The sequence below is a fragment of the Amycolatopsis kentuckyensis genome (genome assembly GCF_041679295.1).
In the GTDB taxonomy this organism is placed as follows: domain Bacteria; phylum Actinomycetota; class Actinomycetes; order Mycobacteriales; family Pseudonocardiaceae; genus Amycolatopsis; species Amycolatopsis kentuckyensis_A.
The window spans coordinates 25,778-40,965 of the sequence record NZ_JBGDMD010000021.1 but is presented as its reverse complement, the minus strand read 5'-3'; the positions used below and the strand labels follow the sequence as shown (position 1 = coordinate 40,965).

Annotated in this window: 16 protein-coding genes and 4 tRNA genes; 12 read left to right on the top strand and 8 right to left on the bottom strand. The window is 65.2% G+C overall.

Features of this window, described 5'->3' with window-relative positions; translation table 11 throughout:
- The first annotated feature begins 504 nt into the window (after window positions 1-504).
- Both ACERZO_RS48415 and ACERZO_RS48410 read left to right on the top strand, forming a co-directional pair.
- On the top strand, window positions 505-1,029 hold the full coding sequence (locus ACERZO_RS48415) for an extracellular solute-binding protein (RefSeq protein WP_372672779.1): 525 nt from the start codon (window positions 505-507) through the stop codon (window positions 1,027-1,029).
- Entirely contained in the window at window positions 984-1,115 is a 132-nt protein-coding gene (locus ACERZO_RS48410) for a hypothetical protein (protein WP_372672778.1), read from the top strand. Before ACERZO_RS48415 ends, ACERZO_RS48410 begins: the two co-directional genes overlap by 46 nt.
- A 164-nt stretch (window positions 1,116-1,279) precedes the next feature.
- On the opposite strand, the gene ACERZO_RS48405 is transcribed toward ACERZO_RS48410, so the two are convergent.
- Window positions 1,280-2,083: a hypothetical protein gene (locus ACERZO_RS48405; RefSeq protein ID WP_372672777.1), complete on the bottom strand. Its 804-nt coding sequence runs from the start codon at window positions 2,081-2,083 to the stop codon at window positions 1,280-1,282.
- 279 nt (window positions 2,084-2,362) lie between these two features.
- Window positions 2,363-3,004: a hypothetical protein gene (locus tag ACERZO_RS48400; RefSeq protein WP_372672776.1), complete on the bottom strand. Its 642-nt coding sequence runs from the start codon at window positions 3,002-3,004 to the stop codon at window positions 2,363-2,365.
- 53 nt (window positions 3,005-3,057) lie between these two features.
- On the opposite strand from ACERZO_RS48400, the gene ACERZO_RS48395 reads away from it, so the two are divergent.
- The 6 genes from ACERZO_RS48395 (at window position 3,058) to ACERZO_RS48370 (ending at window position 7,357) form a co-directional block, all read left to right on the top strand.
- Complete coding sequence (locus ACERZO_RS48395; protein WP_372672775.1) at window positions 3,058-3,336, top strand: helix-turn-helix domain-containing protein; 279 nt, start codon at window positions 3,058-3,060, stop codon at window positions 3,334-3,336.
- Complete coding sequence (locus ACERZO_RS48390) at window positions 3,333-3,512, top strand: hypothetical protein (protein WP_372672773.1); 180 nt, start codon at window positions 3,333-3,335, stop codon at window positions 3,510-3,512. Before ACERZO_RS48395 ends, ACERZO_RS48390 begins: the two co-directional genes overlap by 4 nt.
- A gap of 30 nt (window positions 3,513-3,542) precedes the next feature.
- The gene (locus ACERZO_RS48385) at window positions 3,543-3,794 is read left to right on the top strand and encodes a hypothetical protein (RefSeq protein WP_372672772.1); all 252 of its coding nucleotides are present in this window, start codon (window positions 3,543-3,545) and stop codon (window positions 3,792-3,794) included.
- Between the two features lie 21 nt (window positions 3,795-3,815).
- Entirely contained in the window at window positions 3,816-4,091 is a 276-nt protein-coding gene (locus ACERZO_RS48380; protein WP_372672799.1) for an ImmA/IrrE family metallo-endopeptidase, read from the top strand.
- Between the two features lie 336 nt (window positions 4,092-4,427).
- Window positions 4,428-6,848, top strand: a complete 2,421-nt coding sequence (locus ACERZO_RS48375) for a CHAT domain-containing protein (protein WP_372672771.1) — start codon at window positions 4,428-4,430, stop codon at window positions 6,846-6,848.
- 2 nt (window positions 6,849-6,850) lie between these two features.
- Window positions 6,851-7,357, top strand: coding sequence for a trypco2 family protein (locus tag ACERZO_RS48370; RefSeq protein ID WP_372672770.1), 507 nt, complete (start codon window positions 6,851-6,853; stop codon window positions 7,355-7,357).
- A 574-nt stretch (window positions 7,358-7,931) separates the two neighbouring features.
- Here the strand turns inward: ACERZO_RS48370 and ACERZO_RS48365 are convergent.
- Both ACERZO_RS48365 and ACERZO_RS48360 read right to left on the bottom strand, forming a co-directional pair.
- Window positions 7,932-8,906: a hypothetical protein gene (locus ACERZO_RS48365; RefSeq protein ID WP_372672769.1), complete on the bottom strand. Its 975-nt coding sequence runs from the start codon at window positions 8,904-8,906 to the stop codon at window positions 7,932-7,934.
- Window positions 8,907-9,076: 170 nt separating this feature from the next.
- Window positions 9,077-9,508 carry a histone-like nucleoid-structuring protein Lsr2 gene (locus ACERZO_RS48360; RefSeq protein ID WP_372672768.1) on the bottom strand — a complete coding sequence of 144 codons (432 nt, stop codon included), beginning with the start codon at window positions 9,506-9,508 and terminating at the stop codon, window positions 9,077-9,079.
- Window positions 9,509-9,737: 229 nt separating this feature from the next.
- Here ACERZO_RS48360 and ACERZO_RS48355 point away from each other — a divergent pair, with 229 nt between their 5' ends.
- Both ACERZO_RS48355 and ACERZO_RS48350 read left to right on the top strand, forming a co-directional pair.
- Window positions 9,738-10,070, top strand: coding sequence for a helix-turn-helix domain-containing protein (locus ACERZO_RS48355; protein WP_372672767.1), 333 nt, complete (start codon window positions 9,738-9,740; stop codon window positions 10,068-10,070).
- A gap of 157 nt (window positions 10,071-10,227) precedes the next feature.
- Window positions 10,228-11,439: a tyrosine-type recombinase/integrase gene (locus ACERZO_RS48350; RefSeq protein WP_372672798.1), complete on the top strand. Its 1,212-nt coding sequence runs from the start codon at window positions 10,228-10,230 to the stop codon at window positions 11,437-11,439.
- Window positions 11,440-11,488: 49 nt separating this feature from the next.
- Here ACERZO_RS48350 and ACERZO_RS48345 read toward each other — a convergent pair.
- The 4 genes from ACERZO_RS48345 to ACERZO_RS48330 form a co-directional block, all read right to left on the bottom strand.
- Window positions 11,489-11,563 (bottom strand) — tRNA-Val (locus ACERZO_RS48345).
- 1 nt (window position 11,564) lies between these two features.
- Window positions 11,565-11,635, bottom strand: a tRNA-Cys gene (locus ACERZO_RS48340).
- Window positions 11,636-11,659: 24 nt separating this feature from the next.
- Window positions 11,660-11,732: transfer RNA gene (locus ACERZO_RS48335), tRNA-Gly, on the bottom strand.
- Window positions 11,733-11,868: 136 nt separating this feature from the next.
- On the bottom strand, window positions 11,869-12,294 hold the full coding sequence (locus tag ACERZO_RS48330) for an SsgA family sporulation/cell division regulator (RefSeq protein WP_033293569.1): 426 nt from the start codon (window positions 12,292-12,294) through the stop codon (window positions 11,869-11,871).
- Window positions 12,295-12,688: 394 nt separating this feature from the next.
- Between ACERZO_RS48330 and ACERZO_RS48325 the strand changes: the two genes are divergently transcribed.
- A tRNA-Val gene (locus ACERZO_RS48325) sits at window positions 12,689-12,760 on the top strand.
- Between the two features lie 702 nt (window positions 12,761-13,462).
- A complete protein-coding gene (locus ACERZO_RS48320; protein WP_372672766.1) occupies window positions 13,463-14,989 on the top strand; it encodes a sugar transferase in 1,527 nt (508 codons plus the stop codon).
- Window positions 14,990-15,188 lie beyond the last annotated feature (199 nt).

Genomic DNA, 15,188 nt, shown 5'->3' with positions numbered 1-15,188 from the left:
GCTCGGTTCGGCCAGGACGGGATCGAGCAGCTCGTGCGCGCGTCCCCGGACGTCGAGGCGACGAATTCGCGGATCAGTGGCCTGGTGGCGCCGCTCTCGGCGCGACGATCTCGGTCAGGCAGCACGGCCGAGCTGCTGTTGGGAGCGCGTTTAACCTATCGCTCGAGCCGTTGACGACAGTTGCCAGGACGCACCTCAGGCCCCGCGCTCGTCAGTTCAGTTGTCCGTTGATGGCTCGGTCCCGGAATGCATGTGCGATCACTCTGAGCTACAGTGACTGCATGATCTCCCCAAACACGGGAGATACCCCACGCGTGGGGGTTCAAGTCCCCCATTGAGCACAAATCCGTGGAAGAATTACCTTGTCTCGGTGGAGGTCTTTGAGGGCGATCGACGGCTGGTCTGTTATTCAAATCTAGTGATTCGCCAACTGCGTGGGGTCGCTTGAGCAGGAGCACGCCTCGCAGGACTACGGCACGGTCCGAGGGCTCGAGCAGCACCTGTATGGTCGCCGGCCAGACGTCGTTCGCGAGTTCGCCGTGGGCGGCGGCGTTCGCCAAGTACGGCGAAATGGAACAGGCTGGCTGTTTCCGGGCGAACCCGATCGGCACGAGCTACGAGGCCAGCCAGAAGCTGGCGGCGACTGGCAAGACCCTGGGCATCATCCAGAGCAACTGGATCATCGCGCTGCTCAAGAATTACAACCCGAGCGGCACGTTTACCCTCAAGCCGGTCCCAGCCACCGACGACTCGAGCCAGACGATCGTCCCCGCCGCGGCCGGCGCGGGCTACGGTGTCAACGCCAAGGCCAAGAACCCTGTGCTGGCGATGAAGTTCATCAGCTTCGTGCTGTCCTCTCAGGGCGTGAGCCTGTTCGTAGAGAAGCAGGGCGGTCTGCCGGCGCTCGCGGACACCGGGTACAAGCCCGACCCGTCGCTCACGGAGCTGCCGACCCCATCAACCAGAACAAGACCGTCCCGTTCATGGACCAGCTGTGGCCCAATCCGATGGTCCAGCAGACGATGCTGACCGGCATCCAGGACGTCTTCAGCAAGCAGTCGACCCCGGACAAGGTCCTCGCCGCCATGGACTATGACTGCAGGTCCGGCACCTGACCGAGGCAGATCATCGGCGTCGCGGGTCGGCATGCCGAGTCCCTCCTCGCTGAGCGGCGCGGATCGGCCTACGGTGCACATGCTATCTACGGCGGTGTTCGGGCAGAGATGGAAAACCGACGAGATAACGACTCCGCATGATCCGCTCCTTCGTGTCGCTGCCTCTACTGCTCTCGCAGTTTGTCGTTCGCGGTCACGTGGCAGGGTGGATCGAGGGTGAGACAAGGTATGACTTCGGACGCAATGAAATCACTTTCGGACCACGACTTCATTCGGCGCCATGAGAGGGCCAGGCTGGATACAAATACTGGGGGACGAGTCTCAAAACTCTTGAGATAAGCAAGCATGAAGTCTTGATCTTGAGAAATAAAGGTTACATCTTTATCTCCGCGTGCGGATGCTTCGCGTAGCATGGCGTGCATTCTGGAGAGTTGTTCCTCGCCTGACCTTGCTGGCCGAGGTTGGTTTATTTTCCTGAGCTTCCTCCAGGATCTCTTTGTGATCGGCTTCTCGAGGTCGTCGTCGAGGCGTGAGCAATAGTTGATCATTTCTCGGACCTCGGCGTAGTCGTCGGGTGTGGATGCCTCCATTTTCAAGGTGTATCCATCCCAGATGACCCTGAGCGCCCAAGACAGCGCTGCAGAAACATTATGATAATTGTGTGAGTTGGCTTTGAGTAAGTCGATGGCACTGCTTAGGACACTCTGAACTTCGTCGCGCACGGGCGGCCATTTAGTATCCCAGTCAAATGGTGGCTTCCAGCCGAGGTTCGATAACTCGGCGTGGCAATGGAAGTGCCATGTAGTGTCCATGGCTGCGAGCGCCTGGTTGTACCCTTTTCTCAGGTCTTCGGCTCTGCGTTGTTTTCCTTGTCCGCGTAGGTCGATGCTCTTAGCGCGCAGGGCTACGAATGCGGCTATCAGCGCGGCTGTCAACGTAACGGCGCCGCCGATGATCGCAACTTCCATGGTCTGGATGGTACCGAGGGGGTAGTTGTGTGTCACCAGGCATTTCCAATGTGGTGTACTTCGACCCGCTTCGCGTTCTGGGGTCTCGGTGCAAGCTCATTGGAGTCGTCCGGTTGATGGTGGTGAAGAGCCTGATTCCGGTCCAGGGTGTGCCCCGTCGGCGGTACTCATACACGGGTAAGGTCGTGAAATTGCCCCAAAGGGATTCAATGGTCCGTCCGCTTGGTCGATTGACATGCGTGGTATCAGTGCGTCGTGAAAAGCTGATGAAACCTACTTTCAATGCCGACGGCCAACGGATCCCTTGGATGTTGCGCGGCGTGCGCCTGCTGAATCCGTTGTCGGGTAGAAACGGTCGGCACGCGTCACCCGGTTCCAGTTCTGCCCGGATCTCTCGTTATCGCAGGCCAACGCGCTGGAGTCAAGCCGAAACAGCGTCGCGAGACTGGGGCCACCTCTTCGCCGCCCACCGCCAGGCCTTCGCCGATGGTCGCGCCGCGGCAGGCCTGCGCGTACTCCTCGGTCGCCCAGCCGAGGCCGCTCACGGCGTAGGTGGTCACCGGAAGGACGGTCTTGCCGGTGCAGTCGAGTCGCTAGGCGAAGGTTCGCGTGATTATCGGCGGGCGGACGTTCCACGGGCTGCTGGCCAGAAGGACAACGCCGTAGCTGGTGACGTCCGGGATTGGGGCCGGCTATGGCGGGCCCCTCGTCGTCGACGACGTGGAATCGGTGACCGCGCTTGACCGACAGCTGGAAGCCGACCTGCAGGTCGGCGCCCTGGTCGACGGCCTTAGCCTTGATCTGCGCACCGCTGAGCCGGTGCTCGGAGAGGATCACTTGGTCGTCGTTGACCGTGACGGCGATCCGGACCGGGGGCCGGTCGTGGTGGCCGGGAGCGTGACGCTCGTCGGTGGTGGACATGGCGTTCTCCTTTGCATTGGGGCCTGGCGCACACCTTCGGGGATTAGGTGCCTATGTTCACTCGGTGCTCGACATGTCGAACACTGAGTGTCAGGCGAAGACGATCAGCAGGAACAGGGGCCCGGGTGGCCAACGCGAGCATCGACGTGATCGCTCTACACGGGGCGCTGGACGCGGCCCGGGAGGCCAGGGAGTTGTCATGGCGGCAGCTGGCCAAGCTGCTGGACGTCAGCCCGTCGACGATGTCGAGGTTGGCGAACGGGAGAACCCGGACGTCGACGCGTTCGCCGCGATGGTGCGGTGGCTCGATGTGCCGGCGGAGAAGTTCATGATCGACGACGCGGAGCTGCAGAGGCGGACCGAGGATCCGCCTGACTTGGTGGCCGAGCTGGCGCCCTTGCTGCGGGCCCGCTCGGATCTGCAGCCGCAGGACGTCGAGCACTTGGAGCAGCTGATCGGCTCGGCGGTGCGCCGCTTCAACACCGACCGGCAGGCGCAGGCGGACTGAGCCGTGGGGACGCGGTGGACTCAGGCAGAGATGTGGAAGGTCGCCGCGGAAGAACGAGCGGGTCTCGGGCTGTCCCGGCTCGCGCCCTTGGATCCGTACCTGCTCGCCGAGGAGCACGGCATCCGCGTGTACCCGATCGACGAGCTCGGCGACTGCGCTCGTGCAGACGCCGCGATCCGCCACTTCATGTCAGCCAGCTCGACGATCTGGTCGGCGGCCATCATCCCCGTCGGCAGCAGCCGCATCATCATCGAGAACACGGCCCATTCCGAGGCCCGTTGACGTGCCAGCCCGGCCCACAAGCTGGGCCACCATCTGCTCGAGCACGAGTTCACCGAGCTGCTGATGGGCGAGGACGGCTGCCGGCGCTTCGACGTAGTGAAGGAAAAGGAAGCCAAGTACCTCTCGGGCCAGCTGCTCATCTCTGACGACGCGGCAAAGCGCGCGGCATTCGATGACAGGACCAACGCCGAAGTCGCCGCGACGTACGGGGTGAGCGAGCAGTTGGCCCAAATGCGGATGTCCGGCGCGCATGTGATGGCCCGGCAGGCTCTCGCAAAACAAGCGCGCTTTCGGTAGCTACGCCTAGCACGGAGATGCCCCCATGAGGAACACGCGGTCAGGACGACGATCCCGGCGACGTCGCCGGCGCAAACAGGAAGCGTAGCCGAGTTACGGGTGCGGCCTGGCTGACTAGCCAGGCACACTTGAGAACGCCGGTCAATACGCGCCGTAAGCACTCGCGATCAGCACCGAACCCCCGCCTGGGCTGAGGTTGTGACGTCCGTCGCCTTCTACTTCAAGGGCGTACGCAAGAAACTAGGCCAAAGATGGCCACAACGAGGTCTTGGCTGCTCGCTTCGTGTCACGTAGCGTAGCAATTCAATGCTCTTGTGTGATCGTCTGGAGGGCGCGATGAACTACGAGCGGCCGACGCAACACCCGACGATCCTCGCTGTGGACGTCGAGGGCTACGGCGACCGACGCCGGACCACTCCACACCGCCTGGCGTTGCGCGAAGGGCTGTACCGCGCGCTGTTCCGGGCTTTCGACGACGCCGGCGTCCCGTGGCGGCGCTGCCGGAGAGAGGACTGCGGCGACGGCGTCTTCGTCCTCGCCCCCGCGGAGATCCCCAAGGCGCCCTTCGTCGAGTTCCTGCCCAACGCGCTCGCCGTGGCGCTGCACCGGCACAACCTCACGCACCACGCCGAGGCCCGGATCCGGCTCCGGATGGCGCTGCACGCGGGCGAAGTCGCCTTCGACGACCACGGGGTCACCGCGGCGGCGATCAACCAGACGTTCCGGCTCCTGGAGGCCGCGCCGCTGAAGGACGCGCTCAAATCCTCGCGCGGGGTGCTGGCGCTGATCACGTCGGCGTGGTTCTACGACGAGGTCGTCCGGCACAGCGACGGGCTCGACCCGACGACGTTCCGGCCGGTGCCGGTCGCGGTCAAGGATACCAGGACGACCGGCTGGATCGCGTTGCCCGACCGGCCATATCCCTCCAATGCGAGCTTGGCGGGCCCGGCAAGCGTCGCGGCAGTCGACGATCACCTGACCTGGCGCCGCTTTCGCCGCCACGCCCAGGCGGCCGTCGGCCAGGCGGAACCGGTCCATGCGCGCATATGGCAGTCAGCCGAGGTCGCCAGCACGTCAGGCCGACCCGCAGAGAGGGGCGACCACGTGCTGGGCGCTTCTCCAGCAGAGACCGACGTCGTGTCGGGCGACGAGCGCCGCAAACTTGCAGCAGCATCTGGTGGACCAACCGGGGCAGAGCCAGGTAAGAGCAGCTCTGCGCAACCGAGTGCTGGTGGTGGGCCCGCCGGTCCTGGAGGCCCGGACGAGAACGGGGCGGCCAGCACACCGAGAGGGGCGGATCCCGGGCCGGATCGCCTGAGTTCGCAGCGGTTCCTGCACGCCGGGCTGCCGTCACAGGCGCCGCTGTCGGCCGACATCAGCCTCGTCGTCCAGATCACCGGATCCGGCGCGGCGTGGTCCCGCAACTCGGCACCGATGGACAGTCTGGTCGTCGCCGAGGAGGGGCAGGCGGTCATGATCGTTGTGCAGGCACCTGCCGGCCTGGCCCCGGCTGGCCCATTGGAGCAGATGATTGCCGTACCCTTCACAGGCGATGCACCACCGGTGCGGTTCGGCTTCCACACCCGCGCCCCCGGTCCGCAGCGAATTCAGGTAACCGCGTGGGCTGGCGGCACGTTCCTCGCGGATCTCGAGATCGAGATCGCCATCGGAACTTCGAGCAGTTACGGCAGCAATGTCTCCGCGCTCGCGCGCATGAACGATTCGCAGGCGCGGACTGGTGAGGTCACGCTGCTCGTCCGGTCCGATGGCGAACGGTACGTCTTCCAACTGTTGTCCGAGGACTGTGTGTTCGAGCCGGTTGTCGCCCAGACGCTCACGGCAGATCCCGGCGTTGCGGTGGAACGCGCAGTCTCCACGTTGAAGCAACTAGCCGCCGGGCGCGGGCCCTACGTTGCATCCACCGCCAGGCGCTGGATGCGGGAAACCGGGATCGGTCTGTGGAACGACGTGGTGCCGGAGGTGATCAAGGATCAGTACTGGCAGCTTCGCCGCAACATCACCTCGCTCAGTGTCGCGACAACCGACGACATTCTCCCCTGGGAGCTGCTTTACCCCCTGCGTCAGGATGAGGATGATGGGTTCCTGGTCGAGCAGTTCCCGGTGCTGCGACGAGTCTTCGGACAACACCGGCCCCGCACGGTGGACCTGCGTGACTGCTCATACGTGGTCTCGTCGCGAGTCCCGGCCAACGCTCGCGGCGAGATCGAGGCCATCGCGAAAGTCCTCGGAACCGGTGCCGTGATCGACCAACTCGACACTTTGCTGGACCTCATCGCTTCCGAGCGCTGCGGCGCCCTGCACTTTGCCTGCCACAACAGCTTCGCGGCCGATGCCGGCGGGTCGTCGATCGGGCTTGACGGCGGTCCATTCGTGCCGGCCCTGCTTAACAGCGCAGCAACCCGACATAGCCTTGCCAAACGATCACCGCTGGTGTTCCTCAACGCATGCCGGACCGCCGGAGCAGTGCCTGAGTATGGCCGGATGATGGGCTGGGCCCAGCAGTTCATGGCGGCCGGAGCGGGCGCGTTTGTCGGCACGCTCTGGCCGGTCCGCAGCGAAACTGCGGCCGGATTCGCCTGCACGTTCTATGAAAAGCTGCGCGCTGGCCACACCCTGGGCGAGGCCGCTCACCACGCACGCCGGACGACAAGCAACGACGACGTCGATCCCACGTGGCTTGCCTACGCGGTCTATGGCGACCCGGCAGCTGTCGCCGCTGACCGGACGGAAGGGTAGCTATGCGCGTCACCGCGGACGGTGTAGCGGTCGGAGAGCTGCTCGCTTCGATCAAGAACGCAATCAAGCTGGCGCAGGTGTCCGCAACCGATGCGGACCGAGATCTCAAAGTCACCTCGATTCGACTCACCCTCAACACGGTGGCGACTTACAGCAGCGGCGGCAAGCTCGAATTCAAGGTGCCCGTCATCGGAATGGGAATTAAGATCGGCCGCACCACCTTGAGCAAGCACACGCACGCGATCGATCTCAGCATCATCGCACAGGAAGTCACCGCCGGACACGAGACTCGGGACGATCCTGTTGAGGCTATCCTTGTGGAGGCGATCAATACCATTCGCACCGTTCTGCGGGGAGCCGCCGATGGCGACGATTCATTCAGGCTCGACGAAAGCACAGTAGAGCTGGCTTTTGCCATCACCGCGGACGGCTCTGTTTCTATCGCGTTCGAACGCGACTCAGGTGACGAAGTCACTCACACGATGAAACTGACTTTGACGGAAGTTTGAGCAGCGCTCTCCAGCAGTGCCTACGCCCGGGTGATGATCGACGAGCCCCTGGGGGCGCCCCAGCAGTTGGCTCGATATGCGCAAACTGACAGACGAGTCCGCCGGCAGAGAACGCCGACGAGTTGGCCGAAAACGGCATCTACCAGCTCGCGCTGGTAGATGAGGTGGACGTCCCTACGAGCAGTTCAAGATGGACCGGTCGCCGGTGGCTTCGCATCTCGGTGCCCCGCCCGTGGTCTGCGCTCGCCAAGGTTGCGCTGGCTCGGGAAGAGATCAGTTGGGTCCTGTCGTTCGCGCTGCGAAGTTCACTAGCCGGCCGCGCTCACTAAAGCTGCAGGTCGGTGGCGAACTTCAGGGTGGGGTTATAGATCAACTCGGTCCTCCGACTGGGACCGAAGCCCCACCAGAGCAGGGGAGTACCGGCTTTGTGCTGGACCTGTGTCGAGAGGGTGTCGGGTCCTCATCGACGTGAAGAGTCGTTGCGAGCACGTCATCGGTGCCGGCCACCACGATCGAGCGTTCGGGCTGATGGGCGAGAACTTCGCCCTAACTGCGAGGCGACCTGGTGGCCACGTTATTCCTCTGGAAAAGTCAGCTTCTCAACGAGTCCGGCCAGCTCTGCGAAGCACGTCGGTTGGAATGGCGTGGGTCGTTGGGGTGGCCCGGTTGTGTCGGTGGTTCGCCACGAGAGTGTCGTTGTGCGATTGGCGACGTCGGTCGTGCCGACCCAGACCGCTGGTCGATCGGCGAACGGTGCTTCTGCGGCACCGAAGACGCGTCCGCCGAGGTCTGTGAACGCGAGGGGTATCGCAGTTTGTTTCCAGGTGAAGGAACCCCAGACCTCGATGGCCTTGATCAGGTGGAAGGTGCCCGATTCGGTGTTCTGGAGCTGGTAGCCGAGCGTTTCCAGCGCGATGCCGAGCGAGAAGCCCGTGAGGTCTTCGCGCTCTGGATGGTTGTGAGCAGACTTGCTGAGATGATCAGATATCGGCTGGAGATGGATCACCTCGTGAGCCAGAACTCCCAAGGAGCCGAGGAGCTTCCGATCGGTGGAGTAGACGTCAATGTCGGTTTGTCCTTCGACGGTGATCAAGCCGTCGTCCTCGCATACGTGGACACGGCAACCCGTGGCACTGTATGTCACGTAGTCCATGTAGAGGGTCGTGATTACGGCCTCGCCGTCAGCCTCGATCATCTTGGGCGTCAATGCCTGGACACGATCGCCTGCGCGCTCGACGGCGATGGCGGCTGATCGGCTGAAGCCTGCCTTCGAGACGAGCAGTAGCCGGTTGGTCGGCAGGTTGAGGTGCTTTTGCAGCATGCCTTGAACCCAGGTCACGTCGGCGGGTCGGCTGCGCTCGATCACTTCTATGCTGATGACGATGGGTTCTCCGTCGAGCTCGCCTTCGATGACGACGTCGACCTCGCGCTCGATGCCCAGCACCTTGTCGACGAGGAGCTTGGACTCCGTGACCGTCACTCCTTGCGTCGCGAGCTGCTGGCGAGCCAGGTGCACGATCGCCTGGAAGGGAGTTGACCGCTTCGGCATGTGCTGAGCATAAGCAGGGCGACATCGAGGCGACCGCAGGCGCGCGCAACAGCGGCGGAGTCGGACACACGTGTAGCCGCATGTCTCCAAACGAGCCGGCTGGCGGAGTTAGAGGCGTCAGCGTGCCTCACTCGCGACCACGAAAGGCCGTATTCGTTCCTAGTCGAGTCTCATTTGCTTCGCCGGGTCCGTCGCTTTGGCTTCGTTGCGATTCGAGGTTCTTGGATGGGCTTTGTTTTGCTCTCCTGACGAGAGGAGTGGAATGCCTCGACGATCGACTTGGAGATGCGACCTTGATCGGCTACTTCGTATCCGTTTTGTCGAGCCCATGCACGGATATCGTGGGCCGCCGCATAGTCGGTGCTTTCCTCCGGTTCTTCCTTCGTGCTTTGGGTCGGCTGGCCGACAGCAACCTTGATGCGGCGACCGCCGGTGCGCCGAGCGGCCGAAACGTAGGGTTCCATCGCTGCGCGCAGGGATCCGGCGTTCGCGTTGGACAGGTCGATCTCGTAGGTCACGCCGTCGAGTCCGAATGGGACAGTTTGGTCAGCGTGGCTGCCGTCTGTGTCGTCGGAGATATCGATCGAGATTCGCTTGGCCATTCTTTATCTCTTCCTTCGAGTTGGGGTGAATCTACTGAATCCGTCTAATGGTAGCGTCGTGTGATCGTGAGTGATCGGCGGGGATGTCCGCTGACGAGACTCTTTGCATTTCTTGCGCAAGGTTGTTGACTGCTTGTGCCCGTGTCGGCATGGATGGTTGTATGCGGCCGCGAACACTTCCCTTGAATTCGAGTCCTGCGGCTGTCGAAAGACGATTAGGAGAGACACGATGGGAACCGAGACGTGCTGGGAGCGCATCGATGGCGTTGCGGCCGCGATCAGGGAACTCGCCGCAGCGGTCCGGGCGGCTTCGCCCGAGCCGCCCGCTGACCCGGACGCACTGCTGACCGCGGAGGAGGTGGGGGAGTTGTTGCAGTTGTCACCGAGGACGTTGAAGGACCAAGCCGCCGCCGGGGTGTTGCCGCATCACCGGTTTGGGAAGCACTACCGGTTCACCCGAGCTGACGTGGCCGAGATCGTACGGATCAGCGCAGCGCCGGTGAAGCCGCCGCGGCGGTGGGTGTCCGTTGCGGACGTTGCCCAGGATTTCCGTGCCGCGTGAGGCGGGCGGAGTAACAGAGAAGAAGAGGAGCTGAAGGATGGCCCACGGCCAGGAAGAGCCCGGCACGGGCGAGTGGCGTGCCCGGTACAAGCGTCCCGACGGGACGTGGGGGAGCAGGTCAGGGTTCCCCACCAAGAAGGCCGCCGAGGACTGGGGCCTGGAGCAGGAAGCGTTGATCCGGCGGAACCTATGGCTGGACCCACGCGACGGTGAGACCCGGTTCGACGACTTCGCCGAGGAGTGGCTGGAGGCGGTGTCGCCGCGGCTGGAGCTGAACACGGTCGCGAAGTACCGATCGTTCCTGGACACCCAGCTGCTTCCGCAATGGAAGGCCTGGCCGCTGATTGCGATCTTCAACGGCTACGTCGAGATCGAGCGGTGGCTCTCGGAGCTACACGAGGACTATGCCGAGTCGTCGGTCTCGTCATACTTCGCGCTGTTCTCCACCATCCTCAACGCCGCGGTGCGCGCCCGGATGATCCCGGCGAATCCGTGCAGCGGTGTCCGGGTGTCCAAGGGCGAGTTCGACACCGAGCGGTTGGTGGCTACGCCGGCGCAGGCGTTGCGGGCCGCGATGCGGCTCTACGAGTTGGGTCTCGGGATGTCGGGTTTCGTGCTGTGCCTCATGGATTTCTATACCGGCGCCCGGTGGGGTGAACTCGTCGGGCAGCAACGGCATGAGTACGACTCCGAACGGCGCGGGATTGAGATCCGGACGCCGCTGAAGGAGGTGGCGGGGAAGGTCTACAAGGGAGGCCGGAAGAGTGATGATCACCACTCGGATGGCCGTCAGCGTCCGCCGACGCGGCGCGGGAACACCAGGCCCAAGAAGGGTCGGACGAAAACCCCTGCGGGGACTCGGTTCGTCGCCTTGCCGCCCGGTGTCGCGGTGCTCTACGAGGAACTGATGGACAGCCACCGCGAGCCGTTCGTGCTGTGCACGCCGGAGGGACATCCGTGGCGGCGGTCGAACTTCCGGATCCGGTTCTGGCGGCCGGCGTGGGACGGCGTCGAACTCGACGACGCGGGGGCGGGGGAGCGGCGTCCGCCGATCCTGCCGACGTTCACCTTCCATGAGGGTCGGCACACGCACAGCACCTGGCTGATCGAAGACGGGATCCCGGAGGTGGCGCGGCGGGCACGGCTGGGGCAGAAGATGAAGGGCATGGCCCGGGTCTACGACCACGTGACGCCCGCAATGGTGAACGAAATCCTGGACGCCCTGGAGGAACGCTGGCTGCGGTCGCTGGCGTCCCTGTACCCGGGCGAACGGGCGAAGCTGGTGTCGTGGTTCCCGCACCTGCGGTCCCAGCGCGTGATCGGGCCCGGTCCGGGGGCCGTCGCCGGATCGTCGCCGACTGACGACTGAAGCCCTGCCCCTCCGGGGAGGGACAGGGCTTGTGACCTGCAGATCTAGGTGGTGCGCGATACTGGGATTGAACCAGTGACCTCTTCCGTGTCAGGGAAGCGCTCTCCCGCTGAGCTAATCGCGCGAGGTGGAGACGGGATTCGAACCCGTGTACACGGCTTTGCAGGCCGTTGCCTCGCCTCTCGGCCACTCCACCGTGACAGGCCCGAGAGCCCTTCCGAGCGGATGACGGGATTCGAACCCGCGACCCTCACCTTGGCAAGGTGATGCGCTACCAGCTGCGCTACATCCGCACTTCCCGGCTGCGGTTCGGGAGCTCCGGGGCCGTGGCCCTGTCGCTCACCCCGTCGCCGTGGTGTGGGAAAACCATATCGGACCCCGGAAACGGCTCCGACACCGGGGTGTCACTGAGCCGTTGCAAGCCCGTCATCAGGCCAGATCGTGCGGGATCAGGTGCGTGAGCGCGTCGTCGACGTCGACCCACAGGTGCTCGTTGCCCGGCAGCACCACGTCGTACGTGCGGTCGAGGAAGTCGGCCAGCTCCTGGGCCGACGCCTCGAACATGGCGTGCCCGGACGGCGAGTTCAGCTCGATCAGCACGGACTCGGGGTCTTCGACCGAAGGGCGGATGCGGACGTCCCCGTCACCCGCGTCGGCCAGCAGGCCGTCCGCGAGGAGGTCACGCGCGTACACCCACTCGACCCAGCCGGCGCGGCCGGTGCGGAAGGCGGCGACGACCGCATACGGGTCGCGTGTGTCGTAGCGCAGCTCCACCTTCACCGGAACCGCGGGCGTCCGCGGCGCCAGCAGGTCGAAGACCGCCGTCGAGCGGAGCGTCACGTGATCGTTGCGCATCGTCCTACCCTTCGTCTCCCTTCCCGGCCCGGCCCGGCCGAGGGCGTCACCACATGGGACGCATCGGGAGGCCGATTCCGTCGCAGGTGCGCAGCACATCACCCGTACGGGCCCATCAGCCCCCGTTTGCGCCCGTGTTCACCCCCACGGCGCGCGATCGACCGGCGCGCCCCGTGTGAGCCCACACCTCCATACTGCGCGGTTTAGTCGCCGGGCGATAGCACCGTCGCACGGATGTCGAACGTCGTGTCGGGCGGCCCCCACCGGCCACAACCCCGGCTAGCTCGGGGTTGTTCGTTCCGTACTCGCCGGTAAGCGGAGTGTGGTCGCCCAGGACCACCCGTTTGCAGGCGCCCGGAAGTCGTAAGCTAGTGTTTCGTCCAACACCGCGAGCGGGCGATTAGCTCAGCGGGAGAGCGCTTCGTTCACACCGAAGAGGTCACTGGTTCGATCCCAGTATCGCCCACGAGTTCGCAGAGAGAGCCCCTATTCGCAGACAACGCGAACAGGGGCTCTCTGCTTTGTGGGGGCCGAGCCCCCACGCCCCCGCCGGGGGCGCGCCCCCGGACCCCCGTCGTGGTTGCCTTGTGAGGTTCGCCACGGCTGTGGTGACCGCCACCTCTCAAGCGGAGTGAACGATCCGTTCGGGTCCTCCGTATCTGTTCACGAGAGCTCTTCCGGCTCGGTCGCGCCAGTGCCGCGAAACTGCGTCAGCGGGCCGTCGTGACGGCAGTCTTTTGTGGAACGAGCCGGGCGCGTGACGGTTCGGCGACGATCGTCACGGGCGGGCCGTTCGCGTCCACTGTGGACGGGTGGCTGCACTCAGTGTCCACAGTAGAGCCGCGGGGCTCGTTCGGCCGTTCGGAAGAGCGTGGGTCCACCCGGGTGCGGGCATCGTCTTCTTGACTACATTCCGTAGTTTTTGCAGGGATACGCTCTATTACGCATCGTCATCATCTTGTTATCATGCGGCCATTTTCTGGCGGGAAAGACGCGCTGCATGTGGCTGGAAATCCTTGTAACGATGCTGAGAGGGTCGCCGATACCTTGCCGTGTGAAGCCCTCCGCGGGCACAGCGCGAGACCCAGTAGTGGTGACTCTACGAAATCACTTCCGGTGACGCAGCGTGCGTGCGGACCCAACGCGATCCCTGGTCCCGGGAGGTCAGATGGAAGAGTCGGTGCGGCCGTCGTACACGGTGAGCCAGCCACCGCCGCACATCGACCTCCAGGCCATTCCCCGCCCCACCCAGCGGGACGACCGGCAGGCCGAACCGGCCGCCACGCCGTCCCCCAAGGCACTCCCGGCGGCCTGGGAGGCGAGGTACAGAGCCTGGGTCATCGGCAGCGACGTCTTCATCACGCTGCTGGTGATCGCGATCAGCGCGTTCGTCATCGATCGCGTTGCCCCGCACGACATGCACGCCTTTGGCACCATCCTCGCCGTCTTCGTCTCCCTGCCCGCCAGCCGGGCCTGGAGCTCCCGCGTGCTCGGCGAAGGCGCCGAGGAGTACCGCACGCTGGGCCGCGGCTTCATCACCGCGGCCGTCCTGGTCGCCCTCGGCGGCCTGCTGTTCGGCGCGCTCGAGGTCCAGGTCTGGGTCTTCGTCGTCGTCCCGGCGATCGCGCTCGTCGCCTTCCCGCAGCGGTACCTGCTGCGCCAGGTGCTGCACCGCAAGCGCGCCAAGGGACTCTGCCTGCTGCCGGTGATGGCCGCGGGCAGCCCGGAAACCGTCGCCGACCTCATCGCGCGCACCAAGTCCGAGGTCCACGTCGGCTGGCGCGTCGAGGCGGCGTGCACGTTCACGGGCCACGGCGCCGACCGCGACAGCGGCGAGATCGACGGCGTCCCGGTCGTCGGCCGGCTCGAGGAACTGTCCCGCTACGTGCGGCGCGGCGGCTACCGCGTCGTCGCGATCACCGCTGACCAGTACTGGACGCCGAAGCGCTTGCAGCGCCTGGCCTGGGACATGGAAGGCACCGGCGCGGAGATGGTCGTGGCCCCCGTGCTGATGGAGGTCGCGGGACCCCGCCTCAACGTCACCGGCGTGCTCGGGATGCCCCTGCTGCGCGTCACGGCCCCGATGTTCACCGGCGGCCGCCGCGTGGTGAAGGAGATCGTCGACCGCGCCGGGTCGGCGTTCCTGCTGACGCTGCTTTCCCCGCTGCTGCTCGCGATCGCGCTGGCGATCAAGCTCAACGACCGCGGCCCGGTGATCTACCGCCAGCGCCGCGTCGGCCGCGACGGCGCGACGTTCACCATGCTCAAGTTCCGCACGATGGTCACGAACGCCGACGAAATCCGGAAGACCCTCGAGCAGGACAACGAGGGAGCGGGCCCGCTGTTCAAGATGAAGCGCGACCCGCGGATCACCCGCGTGGGTGGTTTCCTGCGCCGGTATTCGCTCGACGAGGTGCCCCAGCTGTTCAACGTCGTGTCCGGGAAGATGTCGCTCGTCGGCCCGCGGCCGCCGCTCCCGGAGGAGACGGCGCAGTACGCCCCCGACGCCCGCCGCCGGCTGCTGGTGAAGCCGGGCCTGACCGGGCTCTGGCAGGTGAGCGGCCGCAGCGACCTCACGTGGGCCGAGAGCATCCGGCTCGACCTGCGGTACGTCGAGGACTGGTCGCTGGCGCTCGACCTGGTGATCCTGTGGAAGACGTTCCGCGCGGTGATGGGCGGGCAGGGCGCCTACTGACCCGTTCCGGCCGCGCATCGCGCACCACGGCCGCCGATCCCCGCCGAGGGGGGTCGGCGGCCGTGTTCGCGTTCCAGGGGCGCGCTGTGGGATGCAGGGCACCCGACGCCTCCGGGGGAAATTGCTCCGGCCGCCGGGCCGGACCCGACTGCGGCGGGGGACCCCACTCGGCCGCGGGGCCGGACCCGACCGCGGCGGG

Bases quoted from the DNA above. Each gene is read 5' to 3' on its own strand.
- ACERZO_RS48360 (WP_372672768.1), bottom strand. From the start codon at position 9,508: ATGGCCAAGCGAATCTCGATCGATATCTCCGACGACACAGACGGCAGC.
- ACERZO_RS48400 (WP_372672776.1), bottom strand. From the start codon at position 3,004: ATGTCCACCACCGACGAGCGTCACGCTCCCGGCCACCACGACCGGCCC.
- ACERZO_RS48375 (WP_372672771.1), top strand. From the start codon at position 4,428: ATGAACTACGAGCGGCCGACGCAACACCCGACGATCCTCGCTGTGGAC.
- ACERZO_RS48330 (WP_033293569.1), bottom strand. From the start codon at position 12,294: ATGCGCAACGATCACGTGACGCTCCGCTCGACGGCGGTCTTCGACCTG.
- ACERZO_RS48410 (WP_372672778.1), top strand. From the start codon at position 984: ATGGACCAGCTGTGGCCCAATCCGATGGTCCAGCAGACGATGCTGACC.
- ACERZO_RS48415 (WP_372672779.1), top strand. From the start codon at position 505: ATGGTCGCCGGCCAGACGTCGTTCGCGAGTTCGCCGTGGGCGGCGGCG.
- ACERZO_RS48320 (WP_372672766.1), top strand. From the start codon at position 13,463: ATGGAAGAGTCGGTGCGGCCGTCGTACACGGTGAGCCAGCCACCGCCG.
- ACERZO_RS48365 (WP_372672769.1), bottom strand. From the start codon at position 8,906: ATGCCGAAGCGGTCAACTCCCTTCCAGGCGATCGTGCACCTGGCTCGC.
- ACERZO_RS48390 (WP_372672773.1), top strand. From the start codon at position 3,333: ATGATCGACGACGCGGAGCTGCAGAGGCGGACCGAGGATCCGCCTGAC.
- ACERZO_RS48370 (WP_372672770.1), top strand. From the start codon at position 6,851: ATGCGCGTCACCGCGGACGGTGTAGCGGTCGGAGAGCTGCTCGCTTCG.
- ACERZO_RS48395 (WP_372672775.1), top strand. From the start codon at position 3,058: ATGTTCACTCGGTGCTCGACATGTCGAACACTGAGTGTCAGGCGAAGA.
- ACERZO_RS48405 (WP_372672777.1), bottom strand. From the start codon at position 2,083: ATGGAAGTTGCGATCATCGGCGGCGCCGTTACGTTGACAGCCGCGCTG.
- ACERZO_RS48385 (WP_372672772.1), top strand. From the start codon at position 3,543: ATGTGGAAGGTCGCCGCGGAAGAACGAGCGGGTCTCGGGCTGTCCCGG.
- ACERZO_RS48355 (WP_372672767.1), top strand. From the start codon at position 9,738: ATGGGAACCGAGACGTGCTGGGAGCGCATCGATGGCGTTGCGGCCGCG.